The sequence below is a fragment of the Streptomyces altiplanensis genome (assembly GCF_053591575.1).
In genome coordinates, this window is the sequence record NZ_JBSFUB010000028.1 from 42,237 (window position 1) to 65,177 (window position 22,941).

The 22,941-nt window shown below is 71.4% G+C and carries 21 protein-coding genes; 13 read left to right on the forward strand and 8 right to left on the reverse strand.

Going from position 1 to position 22,941, the window contains the following annotated elements:
* Positions 1-11 precede the first annotated feature (11 nt).
* Positions 12-899 (reverse strand): NAD(P)-dependent oxidoreductase, encoded by an 888-nt coding sequence (locus ACWD0Y_RS15420; RefSeq protein WP_450260842.1) that lies wholly within the window; start codon positions 897-899, stop codon positions 12-14.
* 133 nt (positions 900-1,032) lie between these two features.
* On the opposite strand from ACWD0Y_RS15420, the gene ACWD0Y_RS15425 reads away from it, so the two are divergent.
* Entirely contained in the window at positions 1,033-1,362 is a 330-nt protein-coding gene (locus ACWD0Y_RS15425; RefSeq protein WP_450260843.1) for a winged helix-turn-helix transcriptional regulator, read from the forward strand.
* Positions 1,363-1,406: 44 nt separating this feature from the next.
* Here the strand turns inward: ACWD0Y_RS15425 and ACWD0Y_RS15430 are convergent, their stop codons facing one another.
* Complete coding sequence (locus ACWD0Y_RS15430; protein WP_450260844.1) at positions 1,407-2,192, reverse strand: carbon-nitrogen family hydrolase; 786 nt, start codon at positions 2,190-2,192, stop codon at positions 1,407-1,409.
* A gap of 158 nt (positions 2,193-2,350) precedes the next feature.
* Here ACWD0Y_RS15430 and ACWD0Y_RS15435 point away from each other — a divergent pair, with 158 nt between their 5' ends.
* Positions 2,351-3,175, forward strand: coding sequence for a maleylpyruvate isomerase family mycothiol-dependent enzyme (locus ACWD0Y_RS15435; protein ID WP_450260845.1), 825 nt, complete (start codon positions 2,351-2,353; stop codon positions 3,173-3,175).
* A gap of 13 nt (positions 3,176-3,188) precedes the next feature.
* On the opposite strand, the gene ACWD0Y_RS15440 is transcribed toward ACWD0Y_RS15435, so the two are convergent.
* Positions 3,189-4,517: an MFS transporter gene (locus ACWD0Y_RS15440; protein ID WP_450260846.1), complete on the reverse strand. Its 1,329-nt coding sequence runs from the start codon at positions 4,515-4,517 to the stop codon at positions 3,189-3,191.
* Entirely contained in the window at positions 4,514-5,197 is a 684-nt protein-coding gene (locus ACWD0Y_RS15445) for a GntR family transcriptional regulator (RefSeq protein ID WP_450260847.1), read from the reverse strand. The genes ACWD0Y_RS15440 and ACWD0Y_RS15445 overlap by 4 nt, the downstream gene beginning before the upstream one ends.
* Positions 5,198-5,405: 208 nt before the next feature.
* On the opposite strand from ACWD0Y_RS15445, the gene ACWD0Y_RS15450 reads away from it, so the two are divergent.
* Together ACWD0Y_RS15450 and ACWD0Y_RS15455 are read left to right on the forward strand one after the other, a co-directional pair.
* A complete protein-coding gene (locus ACWD0Y_RS15450) occupies positions 5,406-6,329 on the forward strand; it encodes a BRO-N domain-containing protein (protein WP_450260848.1) in 924 nt (307 codons plus the stop codon).
* A gap of 104 nt (positions 6,330-6,433) precedes the next feature.
* The gene (locus tag ACWD0Y_RS15455; protein ID WP_450260849.1) at positions 6,434-6,889 is read left to right on the forward strand and encodes a VOC family protein; all 456 of its coding nucleotides are present in this window, start codon (positions 6,434-6,436) and stop codon (positions 6,887-6,889) included.
* A gap of 64 nt (positions 6,890-6,953) precedes the next feature.
* On the opposite strand, the gene ACWD0Y_RS15460 is transcribed toward ACWD0Y_RS15455, so the two are convergent.
* From ACWD0Y_RS15460 to pdhA, 3 genes are read right to left on the reverse strand one after another with little or no spacing between them, the layout of a single operon-like run.
* The gene (locus tag ACWD0Y_RS15460) at positions 6,954-8,423 is read right to left on the reverse strand and encodes a dihydrolipoamide acetyltransferase family protein (protein WP_450260850.1); all 1,470 of its coding nucleotides are present in this window, start codon (positions 8,421-8,423) and stop codon (positions 6,954-6,956) included.
* A 14-nt stretch (positions 8,424-8,437) separates the two neighbouring features.
* Entirely contained in the window at positions 8,438-9,436 is a 999-nt protein-coding gene (locus ACWD0Y_RS15465) for an alpha-ketoacid dehydrogenase subunit beta (RefSeq protein ID WP_450260851.1), read from the reverse strand.
* A 2-nt stretch (positions 9,437-9,438) separates the two neighbouring features.
* The gene (gene pdhA / locus ACWD0Y_RS15470) at positions 9,439-10,596 is read right to left on the reverse strand and encodes a pyruvate dehydrogenase (acetyl-transferring) E1 component subunit alpha (RefSeq protein ID WP_450260852.1); all 1,158 of its coding nucleotides are present in this window, start codon (positions 10,594-10,596) and stop codon (positions 9,439-9,441) included.
* Between the two features lie 325 nt (positions 10,597-10,921).
* Here pdhA and ACWD0Y_RS15475 point away from each other — a divergent pair, with 325 nt between their 5' ends.
* The 3 genes from ACWD0Y_RS15475 (at position 10,922) to ACWD0Y_RS15485 (ending at position 13,203) form a co-directional block, all read left to right on the forward strand.
* Positions 10,922-11,584 (forward strand): response regulator, encoded by a 663-nt coding sequence (locus ACWD0Y_RS15475; protein ID WP_450260853.1) that lies wholly within the window; start codon positions 10,922-10,924, stop codon positions 11,582-11,584.
* A gap of 134 nt (positions 11,585-11,718) precedes the next feature.
* Positions 11,719-12,165, forward strand: coding sequence for a pyridoxamine 5'-phosphate oxidase family protein (locus tag ACWD0Y_RS15480; RefSeq protein WP_450260854.1), 447 nt, complete (start codon positions 11,719-11,721; stop codon positions 12,163-12,165).
* A gap of 15 nt (positions 12,166-12,180) precedes the next feature.
* Positions 12,181-13,203, forward strand: coding sequence for a phosphotransferase (locus ACWD0Y_RS15485; protein ID WP_450260855.1), 1,023 nt, complete (start codon positions 12,181-12,183; stop codon positions 13,201-13,203).
* A gap of 10 nt (positions 13,204-13,213) precedes the next feature.
* Here ACWD0Y_RS15485 and ACWD0Y_RS15490 read toward each other — a convergent pair whose 3' ends face one another.
* Positions 13,214-14,920, reverse strand: coding sequence for a protein kinase domain-containing protein (locus ACWD0Y_RS15490; RefSeq protein WP_450260856.1), 1,707 nt, complete (start codon positions 14,918-14,920; stop codon positions 13,214-13,216).
* A 327-nt stretch (positions 14,921-15,247) separates the two neighbouring features.
* Here ACWD0Y_RS15490 and ACWD0Y_RS15495 point away from each other — a divergent pair, with 327 nt between their 5' ends.
* The 6 genes from ACWD0Y_RS15495 (at position 15,248) to ACWD0Y_RS15520 (ending at position 22,915) form a co-directional block, all read left to right on the forward strand.
* A complete protein-coding gene (locus tag ACWD0Y_RS15495) occupies positions 15,248-16,930 on the forward strand; it encodes a protein kinase domain-containing protein (protein WP_450260857.1) in 1,683 nt (560 codons plus the stop codon).
* 227 nt (positions 16,931-17,157) lie between these two features.
* Positions 17,158-17,847, forward strand: coding sequence for a hypothetical protein (locus ACWD0Y_RS15500; RefSeq protein WP_450260858.1), 690 nt, complete (start codon positions 17,158-17,160; stop codon positions 17,845-17,847).
* A gap of 96 nt (positions 17,848-17,943) precedes the next feature.
* Positions 17,944-18,618, forward strand: coding sequence for a PadR family transcriptional regulator (locus ACWD0Y_RS15505; protein WP_450260859.1), 675 nt, complete (start codon positions 17,944-17,946; stop codon positions 18,616-18,618).
* A 56-nt stretch (positions 18,619-18,674) separates the two neighbouring features.
* Positions 18,675-19,442, forward strand: coding sequence for an ABC transporter ATP-binding protein (locus tag ACWD0Y_RS15510; protein WP_450260860.1), 768 nt, complete (start codon positions 18,675-18,677; stop codon positions 19,440-19,442).
* A complete protein-coding gene (locus tag ACWD0Y_RS15515) occupies positions 19,439-22,279 on the forward strand; it encodes an FtsX-like permease family protein (RefSeq protein ID WP_450260861.1) in 2,841 nt (946 codons plus the stop codon). Before ACWD0Y_RS15510 ends, ACWD0Y_RS15515 begins: the two co-directional genes overlap by 4 nt.
* A 96-nt stretch (positions 22,280-22,375) precedes the next feature.
* A complete protein-coding gene (locus ACWD0Y_RS15520; protein ID WP_450260862.1) occupies positions 22,376-22,915 on the forward strand; it encodes a bacterial proteasome activator family protein in 540 nt (179 codons plus the stop codon).
* Positions 22,916-22,941 lie beyond the last annotated feature (26 nt).

Genomic DNA, 22,941 nt, shown 5'->3' on the forward strand with positions numbered 1-22,941 from the left:
CGCCGGGCCGGTCAGTTCCGTTCCGGCTTCCTGAGCAGCTCGACCAGCGACGAGATGCTGTGGTCACGATGGCCTTCGGCGACCGCCCGCCGCACCAGATCGTTCATGGGGGCGAGCCAGGAGGTGTCGATGCCCGCCTCCTCTCCCATCTCCTCGTCGTAGCCGATCCCGTCGTGGAAGACGCCGACGGAGGAAGCGGGACCGGTGTAGTCGCCGGTGTCGATCTCCTCCGCCAGGACCGGCAGGACGGAGCCGATCATCTCCAGCCACTTGACGGTGTACGGCACCAGCGTGCTCGCCCGCAGGCCGCGCGCCGTGACGAGAGCGGCGCCCTGGAAGAAGCCGAGGAGGGCCGGCAGCAGGGTGCCGCCCACCGCCGACTCGTACAGGGCGGCGAGGTCCGCCTCGGTGCCCAGGTGGACGGTGTCACCGCCCAGCACCCGCAGCGTCTCCGCGTGGTCGTCGAAGGTGGCCTTGTCGCCGCTGTAGTACAGGAGCGTGTCCGGTCTCCCCACGGCCGAGGGGACGTTCTTCACCGCCCCGTCGAGGAACCGGGCGCCGTGCCCGGCCGCCCAGGCGGCCATCCGGCGGGCCCCGGCCGGGGTTCCGCTGTTCAGGGTGACCAGCGTGCGCCCGGCCGGCGCGTCGCCGGCCGGTTCCAGGCTCTGGAGCGTGGCGTCGTACGTGGACAGACAGGCGACGGTCAGCGGGCTCGCGGCGACCGCTTCCCCGATCGTCTCCGCGTGCACGGCGCCCCTGGCGACGAGCGGCGCGGCCTTCTCGGGGGTGCGGTTCCAGACGGTCGTCGGGTGGCCGGCCTCGATGAACGCCTCGGCCAGCGCCCTGCCCATCGAGCCCAGCCCGACGACGGTCACGGGTGTGCGGTGGTTCGCAGTCATGTTTCGCTCCAGCCCCTCGGCGGTCGGACGGATCGTTCGGCAGCTGCGAAACCCATGCTGGTGCTTTACTGACACACCATCAAGTACCTACATTTTTGTCGGGTACCCACATTTTTGTCAGTAGGGAGTGGTGATGAAGCAGCGGTCCTACACCTGCGGACTCGACGCCGCCATCGACGTCATGGGAGGCAAGTGGAAGGGGCTGATCCTGTTCGCGATCCACGAAGGACCCCTGCGCTTCGGGGAACTGAGGCGGGCGGTGCCCGGCATCAGCGAACGGATGCTGATTCTCCAGCTCCGCGAGATGGAGGCCAGCGGCCTGGTCCACCGCGAGGTCTACCACCAGGTCCCGCCGAGGGTGGAGTACTCGCTGACCGAGTTCGGCCAGTCGCTCAACACGGCGCTCATGCCGCTCGGCGAGTGGGGCGAGACGCACATGGAGCGCATCGAGGCCCTCCCCTGAGCCGGGCCCCCGACGCCCCGGGTCCCGGCGCCCTCACGGCGCCGCTAGCGCAGCCGCCGGTCCTTCAGGGCCGGGAACTGGTCGCGGGTCTTCGCCACCCTGGCCGGGTCCAGGTCGACCGTGAGCACCTCCTCCGCCGTTCCTGCCTCCGCCAGCACCTCGCCCCACGGGTCGACGACGATGCTGTGCCCCGCCTGCTCCACCCCCGCGTGGGTGCCGGCGGTGCCGCAGGCCAGGACGTACGCCTGGTTCTCGACGGCGCGGGCGCGGGCCAGCAGCGTCCAGTGGTCGCGGCGCCGGGCGGGCCAGCCGGCCGGGACGACGAACGCCTGCGCCCCGGCGTCGACGAGGCCGCGGAAGAGTTCGGGGAAGCGCAGGTCGTAGCAGGTCCCGAGGCCGAAGGTCAGGTCCGCGGCCCGCACCGTCACGAGCTCCTCGCCCGCGCTCATCAGCACGGCCTCGCCCTTGTCGAAGCCGAAGCGGTGGATCTTGCGGTACGCACGGACGAGCTCGCCGTCGGGGGAGAAGACCAGCGAGGTGTTGTAGAGGGGGCCCTCGGGGTCGCGCTCGACGATCGATCCGGCGTGCAGCCACACCCCGGCGCCGGCCGCCGCCTCCGCCATCACCTGGTACGTCGGGCCCTCCAGGGGCTCCGCCTCGTCGACGAAGGATTCGTACGCGAAGGCCCCGGTCGTCCACAGTTCGGGAAGGACCACCAGATCCGCGCCGTGCCGCTCGCGCTGCTCACGCACGAGCGAAGCCACACGCAGCCGACGAGAATTGACAGATTCGTCCGGATCTACTGCGATCTGGATGAGGGAGGCGCGCACACTACCACCGTCCTGGCATTCGAGCCGTCAACACGGGCCTACGATCGTCACACCAAAGCACTGCCAGGGTGCCACGGGGCAGCGTAACTTAGCGTGCAAGCCTCCCACAGAGCCCAGACCAGCCCGCGCCACCGCCACTGAACCGCACGAGGGGTCCCGTGACCGTCCATCCCAGCCTCCAGCCCTACGCCGAAGCATGGACCCACTCCATCGAAGCGATATCCGAGCTGGTGACACCGCTCGTCGAGGGCGAGTGGAACCGTCGCACGCCGTGCCCCGGCTGGTCGGTGCGCGACATCGTCTCGCACGTCATCGGCATGGAGTGCGAGATGCTCGGCGACCCCCGGCCGATCCACTCGCTGCCGCGTGACCTGTACCACGTGACGTCGGAGTTCGCCCGGTACATGGAGATGCAGGTCGACGTGCGGCGCCACCACACCGCGCCGGAGATGACCTCCGAGCTCGAATACACGATCATCCGCCGCGCCCGTCAGCTCCGCAACGAGACGCGCTCCCCCGACACCATGGTCCGCGCCCCGCTCGGTGCCGAGCAGACCCTGGAACTGGCCCTGCGGATGCGGGCCTTCGACACCTGGGTGCACGAGCAGGACCTGCGCACGGCGCTCGGCCGGCCCGGCAACCTCGACTCCCCCGGCGCGCTCGTCACCCGCGACGTCCTCGTCCAGGGCCTGCCGAAGGTCGTCGCGAAGGGGGCCGACGCGCCCGCCGGCTCCGCGGTCGTCTTCGACGTGCACGGCCCGGTCGAGTTCATGCGCACGGTCCGCGTGGACGCGGAGGGCCGCGGCACGGTGGACGGCACGCCCTCGCTGGGCCCGCTCGCGACGATCGTCATGGACTGGGAGACGTACGTACGCCTGGCCTGCGGCCGGGTCCGCCACGGCGCGGTCGCCGACCGCGTCAAGGTCGAGGGCGACGAGGAGCTGGCGGACGCGATCCTGCGCAACTTCGCCGTCACGCCGTAAGGCCGTCGCCCCGTCAGACCGGGACGTGCACCGCCTCGACACGGCTGGCGACCAGGTGGTCCCGCTCCCGGCGGGCCGTGCGCTTGCGCAGGCGCAGGATCTGCACGACCCCGGCCGCCTCCAGCACGAAGACCGAGGCGAACGCGATCCGGTAGTTGTCCCCGGTGGCGTCGAGCAGCACGCCCACCGCGAGCAGCGTCGTCATCGAGGCGACGAAGCCGCCCATGTTGACGATCCCGGACGCGGTGCCCTGGCGCTCCGGCGGGTTGGCGGGCCGGGCGAAGTCGAAGCCGATCATCGAGGCCGGACCGCAGGCACCGAGCACCGCGCACAACGTGACCAGCAGCCACATCGGGGCGTGGTCGCCCGGGTACGCGAGGGTCGCCGCCCACAGCAGGGCGGTCGCCCCGACAGTGCCGAGGGCGAGCGGCGCGCGGGCCGCGCCGTGGCGGGCGATGAGCTGCCCGTACACCAGGCCGAGCGCCATGTTGGACAGCACGACGAGCGTCAGCAGTTCGCCCGCCGTCCCGCGCGAGAGCCCCTGCGCCTCGACGAGGAACGGCAGCCCCCACAGCAGCAGGAACACCATCGCCGGGAACTGCGTCGTGAAGTGCACCCACATCCCGAGCCGCGTCCCGGGCTCGCGCCACGCGGCGGCGATCTGCTTGCGGACGTAGGCCGCGCCCGCGTGCTCGGCGGGCGCCGGCTCGTGCCCCTCGGGGTGGTCCTTGAGGAACAGCAGCAGGAGTACGAGCACGAGCACCCCGGCGAGCGAGCTGCCCGCGAAGGTGGTGGTCCAGCCGACGCCGTGCAGCATGCGCGCGACGACGAGCGTGGACATGAGGTTGCCCGCCATCCCGCAGAGCGCGGCGACCTGCGCGATGAGCGGCCCGCGGCGGGCCGGGAACCAGCGGGCGCCGAGCCGCAGAACGGCGATGAAGGTCATCGCGTCGCCGCAGCCCAGGAGGGCGCGGGCGGCGAGGGCCGTGCCGTACGAGGGAGAGAGGGCGAAGCCGAGCTGCCCGAGGGTGAACAGGACGACGCCCAGGGTCAGGACCTTCTTCGTCCCGAGGCGGTCGACCATCAGGCCGACGGGTATCTGCATGCCCGCGTACACGAGGAGCTGGAGGATCGAGAACGTCGACAGCGCGGACGCGTTGACGTCGAACCGGTCGGCGGCGTCCAGCCCCGCGACCCCCAGGCTCGTACGGAAGATGACGGCGACGAAGTAGACGGCGACGCCGATGCCCCAGACGGCGGCGGCGCGCCGGCCGCCGGGCGGATCGCCGGGCAGGGCGGCGGCGGGAGCGGCGGGGCCGGGTGGAACGGGGGGAACCCTCACCGGTCCTCACCCCGGACCAGCACCTTGACCCGGCCGACGTGGCGGCGTACGCACTGCGCGGCGCCCTCCGCGTCCCCCGCCCTGATGGCTTCGAGCATCTCGGCGTGCTCGGTGATGTTCTTGGCCACGCGGTCGGGGTGCGCCTCCATGATGGTGACGCCCATGCGCAGTTGACGGTCGCGGAGCTGGTCGTAGAGGCGGGAGAGGATCTGGTTCCCGGCGTGGCGGACGATCTCGGCGTGGAAGCAGCGGTCGGTGACGGCGACTTCGGCGAGGTCGCCCTCCAGGGCGCGCTGCTTCTGCTCCTCCAGCAGCTCTTCGAGCCGGGCGACGAGGGCGGGGGGCGCGGGTACCGCCCGGCGCACCGCGAACTCCTCGACGAGCAGCCGGGTTTCGACGACGTCCGAGATCTCCTGGGCGGAGACGGCGAGGACGAGGGCGCCCTTCTTCGGGTACAGCTTGATGAGCCCCTCGACCTCCAGCCGCAGCAGCGCTTCCCGCACGGGCGTCCTGGACACGCCGACGGCTTCGGCGAGATCGCCCTCGGTGAGGAGGGTGCCGCCCTCGTAATGGCGGTCGAGCACACCCTTCTTGATGTGGGTGTAGACGCGCTCGGCAGCGGGGGGCTGCTTGCCGGGGGCGGTGGCGGGGCGGGCGGGAAGCGGGGGCGCGGCAGGCATGCGCACAGCATAGATACAACAGGGGTACAACAGAAACCGGCGTCCGCATCCCGGAACGGAAGGCGACTGCCCGACAGCGTTCGTTATACGGACACTGGTGATCATCCGCAGGGAAATCCACCTGGTCCACCCACACTTGTGAACATTCACGATTCGACTGGCATATCCGATTCGCGCCGTTCTACGTTCCGCCCTGGAGGTGGTCCGAATGAACGAACACGGCATGCCGCCGCAGCACGAGGCGATCGACATCGGCGACTTCGCCTACGGCGCGGCCGGGGCACGGCTCCGGAGGCTGACGATGCCCGACGGAAGCCACTGGTTCCCGGCGTCCGACGTATGCAGGAAACTCGGGTACACCAGGCCCGGGAAGGCTCTCCTCGATCACGTCCCGGAAGAACACCGCGAGCGCCTGGAGACGCTGACCAGAAGTCACGGTCTCGGCATCCCCGCAGGCAGAGAGTGGCGCCGGGACCTTCAGCTCATCGATCTGCAAGGGCTCGTCCTCCTCGTCATCGGCTGCACGAAACCCGCCTGCACACCGTTCAGGGAATGGGTCGCCGAGGTGGTCCTGTCCGTCCAGCGGTACGGCTCCTACGCCCTCCCCGAAGCCGAAGTGCAGCCGTCGGACCCCGCGGCCCCCGCGGCCTACGCCATGCCGGCGCGGATCGCCGACGCCATCGTCCGGAGCGAGGAACGGAACCTCCGGTCGGACGAGGAATTCGCAGCCGTACAACGCGAGTCGCTTGCCGCGCAGCACGCGTCCCTTGTCGCGCACCAGGCGACCGCGCCCGCCATGGAGCGGGTCGCGGACCGGCTCGACGTGCTGCTCACCGACCGCACCGCGCCGCCGGCCGTCCGGCACCCCCGCCTCACCGCCGAGGCGGTGCTGGCCGACTGGAAGGCGCGCATGTCGGTGACGGGGGACGTATGGGCCGTGGCCGTCACCATCGCTCCCGCACTGGCCCAGGACGGTGAGCTCCGGCAGTCGCTCGAATCCATCGCGGAGCGGACGGGGCTGCCGGTGCCCCGCGTCGACGAGTGCCTGAGACTCATGCGCGAGCACGCGTGCATCCGCCCCGCGGACGGCACGGAGGAGGGACCGCCGGTCTACGTCCTGCACCGGCCGTAGGACCGCCTGCGCCGGCCGCAGGTCCGCCCGGTCCGGCGCCGGCGCAGTGGTCCGGGGCGCCGGGAGGCCCCGCCGCTGTCAGACCCGTCCGGGACGCTCGGCCCATGGAGACAACGCTGCAAGTGACGGTCGACTGCGCGGACCCGCGGAGGCTGGTGGCCTTCTGGTGCGACGCGCTGGGTTACGTGCCGGAGCCCCCGCCGGGCGGGTACTCCACGTGGCGGGCGTACTGGGCCGGCACGGGCGTGACCGAGGAGGAGCTGCCCGCCGGGGCCGGCGAGAGCCCCGAGTCGATCGTCGACCCGGCGGGGCGGGGGCCCCGGGTGTGGTTCCAGCAGGTTCCGGAAGCCAAGAGCGTCAAGAACCGGGTGCACCTCGACGTGAAGGTGAGCGGCGGACGCGGCGTTCCGCTCGACGTCCGGACCCGGCGCGTCACCGACACGGTGAGACGGCTGACCGGCGCCGGTGCGACGGTGTTCCGGGTCCTGGACCGGCCCGACATGGAGTTCTACGCCGTCGTCCTCCAGGACCCCGAGGGCAACGAGTTCTGCGTCGGCTGAGCCCGGAAACAGCCGGACCGGGCCCCGCCGTGCGGCGGGACCCGGTCCGGGGGAAAGCGGATGCCTAGGCCCAGGTGATCAGGCGCTTCGGCTGTTCCAGTACGGCCGCCACGTCCGCCAGGACCCGGGAGCCCAGCTCGCCGTCGACCAGGCGGTGGTCGAAGGAGAGGGCGAGGGTGGTCACCTGACGGGGCTTCACCTTGCCCTTGTGGACCCACGGCTGGAGCTTGATCGCGCCGACCGCGAGGATCGCGGACTCGCCCGGGTTGAGGATCGGCGTACCGGTGTCGACGCCGAAGACGCCGACGTTGGTGATGGTCACCGTGCCGCCCTGCATCGCCGCCGGGGGCGTCTTGCCCTCGCGGGCCGTGGAGACCAGCTCGCCGAGCGCGGAGGCGAGTTCGGGCAGGGTCTTCGCCTGGGCGTCCTTGATGTTCGGGACGATCAGGCCGCGCGGGGTGGCCGCCGCGATGCCCAGGTTCACGTACTCCTTGCGCACGATCTCCTGGTTCGCCTCGTCCCAGGCCGCGTTGACGTCCGGGTTGCGCCTGATCGCGACCAGGAACGCCTTGGCGATCAGGAGAAGCGGGTTGACCCGCAGGCCCGCCATGTCCTTGTCGGACTTCAGCTCCTCGACGAGCTTCATCGTGCGCGTGATGTCGAAGGTGATGAACTCCGTGACGTGCGGCGCGGTGAACGCGCTGTTCACCATGGCCGACGCGATGGCCTTCCGTACGCCCTTGATGGGGGTACGGGTCTCCCGGGCGCCGGCGGTGACCGGCCCCGGAGCCGCAGCCGCAGCCGCAGCCGTCTCCGGTGCGGACACCGGACCGGGCTTCGCCCGCTGGGCCGCCTGCTCCTGCTCCGGGCGTGCCGGAGCCGGGACCGCCGCGCGGACGTCCTCGCGGGTGATGATCCCGTCGGGGCCGGTCGGCGTGACCGTGGCCAGGTCGATGCCCAGGTCCTTGGCGAGCTTGCGGACCGGAGGCTTGGCCAGCGGACGGGACCGCCGGGACTCCGGCGCCGCCGTGGCGCCGGAGCCATGACCGTTGAGCTCCGCCTGGACGGCGGCGGCGGCCGCCACCGTCTCCGCCGGGGCCGCCACGCCCCTGCGCGGGCGGCGCTTCGTGGAGGCCTCGGACACGCCGTAGCCGACGAGCACCGGCTGGCGGGCCGCGGGCTTGGCCTCCTCGGGCCGGTCCGCCTCGGGCGCGGGCTCCGCCACCGGGGCCGGAGCGGCGGCGGGCGTGTCCGACCCCGGCGCCACGTCCACCGTGATGATCACCTGGCCGACATCGACCGTCACGCCCTCGTCGAAGCGCAGCTCGTGCACCACGCCGTCGTACGGGATGGGGAGTTCCACGGCGGCCTTCGCCGTCTCGACCTCGCACACCACCTGGCCGTCGGTGACCGTGTCGCCCGGCCGGACGTACCACTTGAGGATCTCGGCCTCGGTGAGTCCCTCGCCCACGTCGGGCATTTTGAACTCGCGGAAGCGCTGGGAGGTACGGGGAGTCTGGGAAGTCTCAGTCATCGTCACGGCTCTCCTCAGTACGCAAGCGAGCGGTCGACGGCGTCGAGTACCCGGTCGAGTCCCGGCAAGTACTCCTCCTCCAGGCGCGCCGGCGGGTACGGCGAGTGGAAGCCGCCCACCCTCAGCACCGGCGCCTCCAGGTGGTAGAAGCACCGCTCCGTCATGCGGGCGGCGATCTCCGCGCCCGAGCCGTAGAAGACCGGGGCCTCGTGGACCACGACCAGGCGGCCGGTCTTCTCGACCGACGTCTGGACCGTGTCGAAGTCGATCGGGGACATCGACCGCAGGTCGATGACTTCGAGGGACTTGCCCTCCTCGGCCGCCGCCGCTGCCGCCTCCACGCAGACCTTCACCATCGGGCCGTACGCCGCGAGCGTCAGGTCGGTGCCCTCACGCACGACGCGCGCCGTGTGGAGCGGGCCGGGAATGGCCTCGACGTCGACCTCGCCCTTGTCCCAGTAGCGCCGCTTCGGCTCGAAGAAGATCACCGGGTCGTCGCTCTGGATGGCCTGCTGCATCATCCAGTACGCGTCCGAGGAGTTGGACGGCGAGACCACCTTCAGCCCGGCGACGTGCGCGAACAGCGCCTCCGGGGACTCGCTGTGGTGCTCGACCGCACCGATGCCGCCGCCGTACGGGATGCGGATGACGACCGGCATCCTGATCGTGCCGAGCGAACGCGCGTGCATCTTCGCGAGCTGCGTGACGATCTGGTCGTACGCCGGGAAGACGAACCCGTCGAACTGGATCTCCACGACCGGGCGGTAGCCGCGCAGCGCGAGGCCGATCGCCGTGCCGACGATGCCGGACTCGGCGAGCGGGGTGTCGATGACCCGCTCCTCGCCGAAGTCCTTCTGGAGCCCGTCGGTGACCCGGAAGACGCCGCCGAGCTTTCCGACGTCCTCGCCCATGATCAGGACCTTGGGGTCGGTTTCGAGGGCCTTGCGCAGCGACTCGTTGATCGCCTTCGCGAGGGGGAGTTTCTGGACGGACTGGACGGACTGAACGGACATGCTTACTTGCCCTCCCCTGACTCGGCCGCGAAGGACGCCTGGTAGGCGGCGAACTGCGCGCGCTCCTCGTCGACGAGGGCGTGGCCGTCCGCGTAGACGTTCTCGAAGATCGCCAGCTGGTCCGGGTCGGGCATGGCGCGCACCGCCTCGCGGACCCGCTTGCCGAGGCTCTCGCTCTCGGTCTCCAGCGCCTCGAAGAAGGCCGCGCCGGCGAGGCCCGCCTTCTCCAGGTACGTGCGCAGGCGCAGGATCGGGTCCTTCGCCTCCCACGCCTCGCGCTCCTCGTCGGCCCGGTACTTCGTCGGGTCGTCGGAGGTGGTGTGCGCGCCCATGCGGTACGTGAACGCCTCGACCAGCGTCGGCCCCTCGCCCCGCCGCGCGCGCTCCAGCGCGTCGCGGGTCACGGCCAGGCAGGCGAGGACGTCGTTGCCGTCGACCCTCACGCCCGGGAAGCCGAACCCCTGCGCGCGCTGGTAGAGCGGGACGCGGGTCTGGCGCTCGGTGGGCTCGGAGATCGCCCACTGGTTGTTCTGGCAGAAGAAGACGACCGGGGCGTTGTAGACCGCCGAGAAGGTGAACGATTCGGCGACGTCGCCCTGGCTGGACGCGCCGTCGCCGAAGTACGCGATGACCGCGGAGTCCGCGCCGTCCTTGGCGACACCCATCGCGTAACCGGTCGCGTGCAGCGTCTGCGAGCCGATGACGATCGTGTACAGATGGAAATTGTTGGTGCTGGGATCCCAGCCACCGTGGTTCACGCCACGGAACATTCCCAGCAGGTTCGTCGGATCGACACCTCGGCACCAGGCGACACCGTGCTCGCGGTACGTCGGAAAGACGTAGTCGTCGTCACGCAGCGCGCGGGCCGAGCCGATCTGGGCGGCCTCCTGGCCGAGCAGCGAGGCCCACAGGCCCAGCTCGCCCTGGCGCTGGAGCGCGGTGGCCTCGGCGTCGAAGCGGCGGGTCAGGACCATGTCCCGGTACAGGCCGAGCAGTTCGTCCGGGGTGAGGTCGATCGCGTAGTCCGGGTGCTCGACGCGCTCACCCTCGGGGGTGAGCAGCTGTACGAGCTCCGGCTCGGATCGCTGGGGTTTCTTGGCGCTGACGCGCTTGGTGCTGCTGCGTCGCGGCTTACGCGCGGCAGTGCTCTCCACGGTCACGTGCGTGCTCCTCCGTCTGTCCGGCCCCCGGGGTCTGCCGGTGACCAGTGCGGCTCACCTGCTCGCGTCCTCGTGCACGGGGTGGGTGCGACTCGGCCGGGAACAGATGTGACAGGTGCCCCGGCGAAACGCCTGCCACAGGCACGTTACCCAGTGGGCCGCATAACTGCGAAACCCCACTTGACCTGCGATTTTGCTTGGATATCCAAGTAAATCGCAGAATTCGGGAACAACCACTGGTCAGAGCCTTGCAGTCCGCCGGAACAACGGCACGTTATCCCGGCGACCTACGACACGGGAAGAGTTCGTGTGTGAGGATGACGGCGTGCGCGAAGATGGAAAAATCACCGTATTTCTCGTCGACGACCACGAGGTGGTCCGGCGCGGCGTCCACGAACTGCTCTCCGTCGAGGACGACATCGAGGTGGTCGGTGAGGCCGGCACAGCCGCAGAGTCCCTGGTCAGGATCGTGGCGACCCGTCCCGACGTGGCGGTTCTCGACGTACGGCTGCCCGACGGAAGCGGTGTGGAGGTCTGCCGCGAAGTCCGTTCGCAGAACGAGGACATCAAATGCCTGATGCTCACCTCGTTCTCCGACGACGAGGCACTTTTCGACGCGATCATGGCCGGTGCCTCCGGATACGTGCTCAAGGCGATCCGCGGCAACGAGCTGCTGGCGGCCGTGCGCGACGTGGCGGCGGGCAAGTCGCTGCTGGACCCGGTGGCGACCGCCCGCGTCCTGGAGCGGCTGCGTTCGGGCAGCGCCACCAAGGACGACAGCCGGCTCGCGCGCCTCACCGAGCAGGAGCGCAGGATCCTCGACCTGATCGGCGAGGGCCTGACCAACCGGGTCATCGGCGAGCGGCTGCACCTCGCGGAGAAGACCATCAAGAACTACGTCTCCAGCCTGCTCTCCAAGCTGGGCATGGAGCGCCGCTCCCAGGCCGCCGCGTATGTGGCGCGCAAGCAGGCGGAGGAGAAGCGCTAGCCGGCCCCCGCCCTCCGGGTTCCGTTTTCCAAATTCCAAATTCCGGGTTCCGGGTTCCGGGTTCCGGGTTCCGGGTGCGATTCGGGACTTCCGTCCCTTTTCCGGGCCCCTGCCGGTGGCCGACAGTGAAGGGCATGCCCACCGAGCCCGCCCAGCCCGCCGAGGATCCACGCGCCGTCGAGCTCCTCCGCCGCGTCCCCTACGGCCGAGTCGTCACGAGCATGCGGGCCCTGCCCTTCCTCGCCGTCGCACGTCACATCGTCGTGCGCGGGCACGTGCTGCTGCGCATGCACGCGGGCCTCAACCACCACCAGGCCTGCCACGGCAGCGTGGTCGCGTACGGCGCGGACAACTTCAGCTCCGGCCCCGGCGCCGGCGACGCCACCCTGTGGTCCGTCCAGTTCACCGGCACCGCCGAGCTGTTCGAACCGAACGCCGACGAGCTGGAGCTCTTCGGCCGCGGCCCCCACTACGTCAACGGCGAACCCTTCGATCCCGTCTACATGCGCATCGAACCGCAGTTCACCACCGTGCACACCCTGAGCTGCACCCCTGAGCGACACGACGAGTACGCTCTGTGATCTAACATCTGGCGGGTGTCACGCTCATCTGTACCCGCCCCTCCACCGCCCGTCGGCTCCCTGCTGCGCCACTACCGCGACCCGGGCGAGCCGCTCTCCTGCGAGCCCGTGGCCCAGGGCCTGCTCAACCACGGCTACCGCCTCGTGACCACCCGCGGCGACTACTTCCTCAAGCACCACCTGGACGGCGACCGCGACACGATCAGACGCCAGCACCGCGCCACCCGCCACCTCCAGGCGTTCGGCGTCCCCGTCGCCCCGCCCGTCGAGGACACCCACGGCGGCACGGTCACGGTGATCGGCGGCCGCTGCTACGCCCTGCACCCGTGGATCGACGGCCGGCACCGGGACGGCGCCCAGCTCACGACGGCGGAGTCCCGGCGGCTCGGAGCGCTCCTGGGGCTCGTGCACACCTGCCTCGACCGGGTGATGGAGGAGACCGCACGGCGTACGCACGGCTGCGCCGACTGCGCCGACCCCGCCGACACCTTCGCCCTGATCGACGAGCTGCTGACGCTCGCGCGCGGGCGGCGGCCCCGCGACGCCTTCGACGTACTGGCGGAACACCGCCTCCTGGAGCGGCGGGCCCTCCTGGAGCGGCACGCCCACCGGCGGCCCCCGCCGGTCGCCGAGCCCGCCACCGGATGGGTGCACGGCGACTTCCATCCGCTGAACCTGCTCTACCGGGGCGCCGAGCCCGCCGCGATCGTCGACTGGGACCGCCTGGCGGTGCAGCCGCGCGCGGAGGAGGCGGTACGGGCCGCGGCGATCTTCTTCGTGCGGCCGGACGGGGAGCTGGAGCTGGCGAAGGTACGGGCGTACGCGGCGGCGTACCGGCGGGCGGCCGGGGCCGGTGCGGACGAGCTGGCCGCCGCGGTGCACCGGGTGTGGTGGGAGCGGCTCAACGACTTCTGGATACTGCGCTGGCGCTACCAGCTGAACGACCGAAGGGCCGACCCGCAGTTTCCTGCGGTGTCGGCCCTGGCGGTGTGGTGGACGAGGGAGTACGAGGCGGTGCGCGAGGCGTTCGCCGGATGAGGGGCCCGGATCAGGGGGTGGCGGCTCCGCCGGCCGCGTCCGTACCGCCGATGTCCGTGCCGCCCGCGTCCGTGCCGCCCGCGTCCGTACCACCGGCGTCCGTGCCACCGGCGTCGGTGCCGCCCGCGTCCGTGCCACCGGCGTCGGTGCCGCCCGTGTCCGTGCCACCGGCGTCGGTGCCGCCCGTGTCGGTGCCGCCGGTGTCCGTACCGCCGGTGTCCGTGCCGCCGGTGTCGGTGCCGCCGGTGTCCGTGCCGCCGTCCGTCGTCGTGCCCGGGGCGGTGTCCGTCGCCGACGGCGTGCTGCTGGGCGTGCGCGACGGCGTACTGCTCGGGGGGTACTTCGGGTACTTGTTGGACGGGGTCCGGTCCGGCTGCTGACCGCCGGCGGAGGTGCCCGGGTCGGTGTCGTCGGGCGAGGACGCGTCGTCCGAGGGCTTCGTCGTCTTCTCGTCCGACTTGGTCGGGGTGGAGGAGACCGACGGGTTCTTGTCCTTCTGCTCCGTGCCGCCGCCACCGTTGTCGTCCGTCCGGTTCACCGCGAAGGCGACACCCGCCGCGATCGCGATGACCGCGAGCACCGCGAAGATCCACATCTTGCCGCGGCCGCTCCCGCCACCGCCGTGCCCGCCGTCGTACGCCCCGTCGTGCGGGTTCATCGGCGGGAGTATCGCGCCGCCCGCCTGCATCTGCGAGGTGTCGCCGTGGTTCGGGTGGCCCATCGCGGTCGTCGCGTAGGCGCCCCCGGCGGGGGTGTGGCCGCCCTCGTGCATCTCGACCGGGCCGGTGTTCCAGGTGCCGGTGTGGCTGCCCTGCTCCTGGAGCATCGACAGGCCGTACTGGATGAGCCCGCGCATCTCCTCCGCGCTCTGGAACCGGTCGTCCGGGTCCTTCGCGAGGGAACGCATGACGAGCCCGTCCAGTTCGGGCGGTGCCACGTCCGAGATCTCGGACGGCGGCACGGGGATGTCCTGGACGTGCTGGTAGACCACCGAGAGGGGGGTCTCGCCGGTGAAGGGGGGCCGCAGCGCGAGCAGCTCGTAGAGCAGGCAGCCCGTCGCGTACAGGTCACTGCGGTGGTCGACGGCCTTGCCCAGCGCCTGCTCCGGGGAGAGGTACTGGGGCGTGCCCATGACCATGCCGGTCTGCGTCATCGTCGACTGCGCGCCGTGCAGGGCGCGGGCGATGCCGAAGTCCATGACCTTGACCGCGCCGCTGTGCGTGATGATCACGTTCGCGGGCTTGATGTCGCGGTGCACGATGCCGTGCTGGTGGCTGTACGCAAGCGCTTCGAGCACGCCGGAGACGATGATCAGCGCCTGCTCGGGGCCGGGGGCCTCCGCGTTCTGGAGCAGCTCGCGGATCGTACGGCCCTCGACGAGCTCCATCACGATGTAGGGGACGACGCTTCCGCCGACCTGGTCCTCGCCGGAGTCGTACACGGCGACCACGGCGTGGTGGTTCAGGCCGGCGACCGACTGTGCCTCACGCGTGAACCGCGCCTTGGAGGTGGGGTCCTCCGCAAGATCGGAGCGGAGCAGCTTCACCGCCACGGTACGGCCGAGCCGTACGTCCTCGGCGGCGAACACTTCCGCCATGCCGCCGCGGCCGAGGCGGTGCGTCAGCCGGTAGCGGCCATCGCCGACCAATCCGCCCATACCCCATGATTCCGGGGCGTCCGACACTCCGCCGCCGCTTCCCTCGGGTTCGGGTGCCATCAGTCCTCGCCGTCGTTTCTGTCCGCGTCGCGTTCGCGGTGGTCCTCAGGGGCCTCAAGGTTCTCCGCCACGTCACGCTACAGCCTCCGCGCGGCGCGCCGGTCCGGATGGACCGGCCATCAAACCCGTTGCCGATGTACCCATGCAAATTCCAGCCACCTGCCGGGCTCCCACCGGTCTCTCGCCGGGCCCGTGCCGGACCCCCCGCTGTAACGCTTGCGCGACGCTTGTGGCGCGTACGGTCACGGAACGGGCACCGCGCTTGACGTGTCAGTGCCCTGGGGCAGACTTGGCCCGTAAATCTTGCGCTGAGGGGGAAGCACGGTAATGAGCCAGGACGGCGGACAGGGCCGCTACGCGGGCGGCTCGGTCGCGGGCGGGCGGTACCAGCTGCGCGACCTGCTCGGAGAAGGCGGCATGGCGTCGGTGTACCTCGCGTACGACTCCGCGCTGGACCGCCAGGTGGCCATCAAGACGCTGCACACGGAACTGGGGCGCGAACAGTCGTTCCGCGAACGGTTCCGGCGCGAGGCGCAGGCGGTCGCCAAGCTCTCCCACCCCAACATCGTCTCGGTCTTCGACACCGGCGAGGACCAGCTCGACGGCGCGCTGATGCCGTACATCGTCATGGAGTACGTCGAGGGGCAGCCGCTCGGTTCCGTGCTCCGGGCGGACATCGAGCAGTACGGCGCCATGCCGGCCGACAAGGCGCTCAAGATCACGGCGGATGTGCTGGCCGCGCTGGACACCAGTCACGAGATGGGCCTGGTCCACCGCGACATCAAGCCCGGCAACGTGATGATGAACAAGCGCAATGTGGTCAAGGTCATGGACTTCGGCATCGCGCGCGCCATGCAGTCCGGCGTCACGTCGATGACGCAGACCGGCATGGTTGTCGGTACGCCGCAGTACCTGTCGCCCGAGCAGGCGCTGGGGCGCGGCGTCGACGCGCGCTCCGACCTGTACTCGGTCGGCATCATGCTGTTCCAGCTGGTGACGGGCCGGCTGCCGTTCGACGCGGACTCGCCGCTCGCCATCGCGTACGCACACGTCCAGGAGGAGCCGGTGGCTCCTTCGTCGATCAACCGGTCGATCCCGCCGGCGGTCGACGCCCTCGTCGCGCGGGCGCTGAAGAAGAACCCGAACGAGCGGTTTCCCAGCGCGGCCGCGATGCGCGACGAGTGCGCGCGGGTGTCGGGCTCGGGTCAGACGGGCGCCGCGCCGGTGATCATCGGTGGCGGTCCGGCGGCGCAGAGCGGGTCCGGGGTCGGGTCGGCGGTCTTCCCGCCGGTCGAGCAGACGGGTTACCCGCAGAGCGGCAGCGTGCAGACGCCGTACCAGCCGGGTCCGGCGCCGTACGGGCCGCCGACGCCCGCCCCGGGCCCCGCGCAGCAGGGATACGGGTACCCGGCGCAGACGGCGCACCCCACGCCCGCCCCTTCGCCGTACGCGACGCACGGGATGCAGCACGGCGGGCACGGCATGCAGGGCGGGCAGACCCCGCCGCCGTACACGATGTCGCCCCAGGCGGCACAGGGCCCGGGCGGCGGGAACGGCGGCGGCAACCGGAACATGCCGGTGGTCGTGGGGTCGGTCGTGGTCGCGCTGCTGGCGATCGGCGGCCTGGTCACGGCGCTCTCACTCAGGGACGACCCGAACGGCGGGAACGAGGGCGGCGACGACCCCACCCGGAGCGAGGCGGCGACCAAGCCCGGCTACAAGGGCCCGGACCGCTCCAGGACCATGAAGACCACCGACTGCTCGCCCGGCAGGGAGTCGATGTCGGACCCGGAGAAGGTCGTGGTGCCGAGCTTCCTCTACAAGGACATCCGCTCGGTCAAGCTGTGCCTGAACGCGGCGGGGTGGAAGCTCAAGGAGACCAGGGTCGACGACCCCACCTGGGGCGAGGACACGGTGGTCAACCAGTACCCCAAGCGTGACGCCGACATCGACCCCGAGGACTTCACGGTCGAGCTGGAAGTCGCCACCGGCAATCCGCCCTCGGACTAGACCGGCCGGGCGGTCCGGTTCGGACGTACGGAAGGGGCCTCTGCGCGTATAACACGCGCGGGGGCCCCTTTCGTGTGACCCGGGGTGCCGGAGGTGTCGCGGCGTGTGACGCTGGGTCCGGCGTCCCGGCGCCGGACGCAGCGGTCCGGCGCATCTCGTCGTATCTCGTCATGTCCCAGAAGATCTCGGCACATCTCGCTACATCTCGGCTCAGGAGGCGGAATCCCATGGCTGTCCGGTTCGCGGCGGTGGGGGTGGCCGCGGTGCTGGCACTGCCGGTCCCGGGGGCGTACGCCGACGAGCGTGCGCCGGACCCGACGCCCGCACGCATCTCAGCACCCCTCTCCACCCCCTCGCCCCTGCCCGCCTCCTCGTCCGCGCCCGCCTCCGCGGGGGAGCCGGGGCCGGGCGCCGGAGCGTTCGACGGTCCGAAGCGGTTCTCCGCCCCCACCACCGCTCCTTCCGAGAGCCTGGCCGGGCGGCCGGCCGGGGAGGGGCGCACGCGGCCGGGAAGGACGCCCGGGAAGGACGCGGCTCCCAGCGGGAGCGGGTCCGCCACGGCGGAGGCGGCCGAGAGCGGCGGTGCGAGCCCCTCGGGCAGCGCCGGGGCCACACGCAGCCCCTCCGCGTCCGCGTCCGGCTCGGCTTCCACGTCGGCGAGCACCTCGGCCACCCCCCGCGAGCCGTACGCGCCCCCGCCCGGAGAGGTCCACGAAGAGGCGCTGGAGGACCCCTGGCACGAGCCCGCCGCCTCCCCCTCCTCCTCCCACGCCCCGCCGGGCACCGCCCGCAAGGGTTCCCAGCAGGCCGTCGCACAGTCCGGCCCGCTGGGCGTCCATGTGCTTCCGCTGGGGGTGGGGCTCTCGCTGTTCGGGCTCGGGCTCGGGTTCCTGGGACTCCGGATGCGACGCGGCTGACCCGCCGCCCGGCAGCCCGTCCCCCTCAGGGCCTACTTCCGATGTCCTCCTCAGGTGGGTTGGCGCCCGGCAGCATACTCGGTATACATACTCGGTATGTCGATCCGTCACGGGCTGCTGGCCCTCCTGGAACACGGCCCTCGTTACGGCTCCCAACTGCGTACCGAATTCGAGTCGCGCACCGGTGCGACCTGGCCTCTCAACGTCGGCCAGGTCTACACGACCCTGGCGCGCCTCGAACGCGACGGCATGGTCGTCCAGGACGGCGAGGACGGAGCGGGCCACGCGCTGTACGCGATCACCGGCGCGGGGCGAGGTGAACTCAAGAGCTGGTTCGAGCGGCCCGTCGACCGCACCAGCCCGCCCCGCGACGAGCTGGCCATCAAGCTCGCCATGGCCGTCGGCGCCCCCGGCGTCGACATCCGGGCCGTCATCCAGGCCCAGCGCCACGCCACTCTCCAGGCGATGCAGGACTACACCCGCCTCAAGGCCCGGGCCCTCGCCGCCGTCGAGGTCGAGAGCGAAGACGGCGAACAGGCGCGCGACGACATCGCCTGGCTGCTCGTACTGGAACAGCTGATCTTCCAGACCGAGGCCGAGGCGCGCTGGCTCGACCACTCCGAGTCCCGGCTCACCCGGCTCTCCGCGACGGCCGCGCGCAGGGCCGAGAACGCTCCCGCGGCCGCGTCACCGGTCCCTGCGGACCGTGACGTCACCGCCGTCGCCGATACCGCCCGTACGGCCCCGATACCTCGCCGCACACGGCGCTAGAACCCGCGCCCCACCACCATTCCACCTCAGGGGGACCTTTTTTCATGCCTGAATCCATGCCCCACACGTCACATCAGCCCCAAGAGTCACAGCAGACGCAGCAGCCCGTACTGCAACTTGAGGAGCTGACCCGCGTCCACGGCAGCGGCGCCACCGAGGTGCATGCCCTGCGCGGCGTCAACCTCTCCGTCTTCCCCGGTGAACTCGTCGCCGTCATGGGCCCGTCGGGCTCCGGCAAGTCCACCCTGCTCACCATCGCGGGCGGCCTCGACAGCCCCACCTCGGGCCGGGTCGTCGTCGAAGGCACGGACATCACGACCGTGGGCCGCAAGGAACTCGCCGCCCTGCGCCGCCGCAGCATCGGCTACGTCTTCCAGGACTACAACCTCATCCCGGCCCTGACCGCCGCCGAGAACATCGCCCTGCCCCGCGAACTGGACGGCGTGTCCGCCCGCAAGGCGCGCGTCTCCGCCGTCGCCGCCCTGGAGGAAATGGGCCTCGGCCGGCTCGCCGACCGCTTCCCCGACGAGATGTCCGGCGGCCAGCAGCAGCGCGTGGCCATCGCCCGCGCCCTGGTGGGAGACCGCCGCCTCGTCCTCGCCGACGAACCGACCGGCGCCCTGGACTCCGAGACGGGCGAGTCCGTACTCGCGCTGCTGCGCGCCCGCTGCGACGCGGGCGCGGCCGGCATCCTCGTCACCCACGAGCCGCGCTTCGCGGCCTGGGCGGACCGGGTGGTCTTCCTGCGCGACGGCTCCGTCGTCGACGAGACCCTGCGCAGCCAGGCCGACTCGCTGCTCTCCGGGCAGGCGGCCGCACAGTGAACCACTGGTACCACTCGTGGGTGGCCGCGGTGCGCATCGCCCGCCGCGACGCCTGGCGCTTCAAGGGCCGCAGTTCCCTCGTACTCGCCATGATCGCCCTGCCGATCCTGGGCGTGAGCGCCGCCGATCTGACCCTGCGCAGCGCCGAACTCTCCACCGAGCAGCAGATGGAGCGCGACCTCGGCGCCGCCGACGCCCGGGTGTCCGACCCGGGCATGGGCGGCGTGCCGATCCACCAGTCTCCCGACGGCCGCAACCACATGACGGTGGAGAACTTCGACAACAAACCGTGGCCCGAGGGTTCCGCCGACATCCGGGCGGCGTTCCCGGCGGGCGCGAAGATCCTCAAGGACACGAGCGGCAGCGGCAAGCTCCGTACCGAGCACGGACTGCTCAACACCGTGATCCATGAGCTGGACGCGACCGATCCGATGACCAAGGGCCTCATGACCCTCGGTCAGGGCCGGTTCCCCGACAAGGCCGGCGAGATCGCCGCGACCGCCCACTTCCTGGAGACCAGCGGCCTGGAGGTGGGTTCGGAGCTCACCGCCCGCGGGCTCGCCACCGAGTACCGGATCGTCGGCTCGTACGAACTCCCCGGCGCACTCAAGTCCGACGAGGTCCTCGCGCGGCCCGGCACGTTCCTGGCGCCGCTCGACAAGGCGCTCAAGGCCGACGGCCTGCCCGGCACGGCGGCCGACAGCACGTACCTGGTGTCGGTCGACGGCGACGGTTTCACGTGGAACATGGTCAAGAAGGCCAATGCCCACGGCGCCGTGGTGACCTCGCGGGCCGTGGCCCTCGCCCCGCCCGCCGACTCCGAGGTGCCGCTCCACCAGCGGGACGACTGGTCCGACTACGAGCAGAGCACGGCGGCCAGGACTGCGGAGCTCGCCGCCGTCGGCACCGTCGTCGGCCTCGCCATGCTGGAGATCTGCCTGCTCGCGGGCCCGGCGTTCGCGGTCGGGGCCCGGCGCTCGCGCCGTCAGCTCGGCCTGGTCGGCGCCAACGGCGGCGACCGCCGCCACATCCGCGCCATCGTGCTCTCCGGCGGCCTGGTCATCGGCTTCGCCGCGGCCGTCGTGGGCACCGCGCTCGGCCTGCTCCTCACCTTCGTGCTGCGGCCGCTGCTCGAGGACTACATGGGCCAGCGGTTCGGCAGCTTCGACATCCGTCCGCTGGAACTGTTCGGCATCGGCCTGCTCGCCGTCCTCACCGGTCTGCTCGCCGCGATCGTCCCGGCCGTCACCGCGTCCCGGCAGACCGTGCTGGCCTCGCTCACCGGCCGCCGCGGTGTACGCCGCTCCAGCCGCGTCCTGCCCGTCGTCGGCCTGGTCGCGACCGGCCTGGGCATCGCCATCACGCTGTTCGGCGCCACCGCCACCGACAGCATCGTCGTCGTCGCGGGCGGCAGCGCCCTCGCCGAGCTGGGCATCGTCGCGCTCACCCCCGCCCTGGTCGGCCTCTTCGGCAAGCTCGGCGGGTGGCTGCCGCTGTCGCCGCGCCTGGCCCTGCGCGACGCCGTACGCAACCGGGGCCGCACGGCCCCCGCCGTCGCCGCCGTGCTGGCCGCCGTGGCGGGCACGGTCGCCGTGGCGACGTACGCCACCAGCGACGACGTACAGCAGCGCGCCGCCTACCAGGCACGGCTGCCGCACGGTGCGGTGACCGTGTCCGACACGGAGGGCGGCGGCCGCGGTGTGCCGGCCCTGCGCACGGCCGTCCAGAAGAACTTCCCCGTCGACGTGCGCGCCGATGTCGGCCGGATCGTCGTGGGCAACGCCAACTGCGAGCCGTACAGCGACGTGAAGGGCTGCGGGCGGTACGAGCTCGTCGTGCCCGAGGACAACCGCTGCGCCCTGTGGTCGCAGGACCTCCCGGGCGCGAAGGAGCTGTCGCCGGCCGAGCGCCGCAAGCTGTCCAAGGACTGGCGCTGCCAGGAGGACGGCCAGTACACCGATCAGGAGGTCCTCGTCGCCGACGAGAAGCTGCTGTCGGTCCTCGCGATCGACGACCCGGCCGTCGTCGGCGCCCTCAAGAGCGGCAAGGCCGTCTCCTTCGACCGGCGCAACGTCGAGAAGGGGCAGATCGGCGTCAAGCTGATCACCGACACGAAGAAGGCCGACCTGATGACGCAGAGGGGCGAGGACGCGCCCGGCGAGATCAAGTCCTTCCCCGTCCACCAGGCTCCCGAGTCCGTCCAGTCGTACGGACTGAGCGTCGTCCTGCCGGCACAGGCGGTGAAGGCCGCCGGGCTCACCACCGTTCCCCTCGGCTCGTACTTCTCGGCCGACAACCTGCCGAACAGCACACAGCGGCAGAAGCTCGACGCGGCGCTCGACGTGCTGGGCACCGACGGCGGCCTGTACGTGGAGGAGGGGTACGTCAGCGACAACAGCATCGTCCTGCTGGCCCTGACCGTCTTCGCCGGACTCGTCACCATCGGCGCGGCCGGCATCGCGACGGGCCTCGCCCAGACCGACGCCGAACCCGACCTGAAGACCCTCGCCGCGGTCGGCGCGCCCCCGCGGGTGCGCAGGACGCTGAGCGGTTTCCAGTGCGGGGTGGTCGCCGCGATGGGCGTGGTACTCGGCTCGGCGGCGGGCGTGCTGCCCGCGATCGGGCTGCGGCTGACCGAGGAACACCAGCAGCTGAAGTGGTACGAGAAGGACCTGGACGCCGGCATGGGCGTCATGATCGATCCGCCGTACGTCCCGATCGTCGTCCCGTGGGAGACCCTCGCGGCGCTGCTCGTCGCCGTACCCGTGGGCGCGGCACTCCTCGCCGCACTGGTCACCAGGTCCCGCACCGCGGTGGCGCGGCGCGCGGCGGGCTGAGCCGAAGCGCCGGTTCCCGTGCCCCCGCACAGGGTGGATCACCTCTGCGCGGGGGCACACCGTGTTTGTGACGCAGGTGTACGAGAGAATGGCGGCATGGAGATGCCGAGGAGTGAACGGTCGCAGGAGAGCCCGAAAGTTCTTGTCATGGGACAGGACGGAATGGCTTTCGGCGGCGCTGACGACGAGTCGCGCGAGGTGCCAGTGACAGAGATGGTCGAACAGCCCGCGAAGGTCATGCGCATCGGCAGCATGATCAAGCAGCTCCTGGAGGAGGTCCGGGCGGCTCCTCTCGACGAAGCGAGCCGGGTGCGGCTGAAGGACATTCACGCCAGCTCGGTGAAGGAACTCGAAGACGGTCTCGCGCCTGAGCTCGTCGAGGAACTGGAGCGGCTCTCCCTGCCGTTCACGGACGAGGCGATCCCCTCCGAGGCGGAACTGCGCATCGCGCAGGCCCAGTTGGTCGGGTGGCTCGAAGGCCTCTTCCACGGCATCCAGACGGCGCTCTTCGCCCAGCAGATGGCGGCGCGGGCGCAGTTGGAGCAGATGCGGCGCGCGCTTCCGCCGGGAGCGGGCCATGAGGACGACGGGCATGACGAAGGCCACGGCCCGGTGCGTTCGGGTCCGTACCTCTGAAGCCCGCCGGGCTCACCGGACCCGCC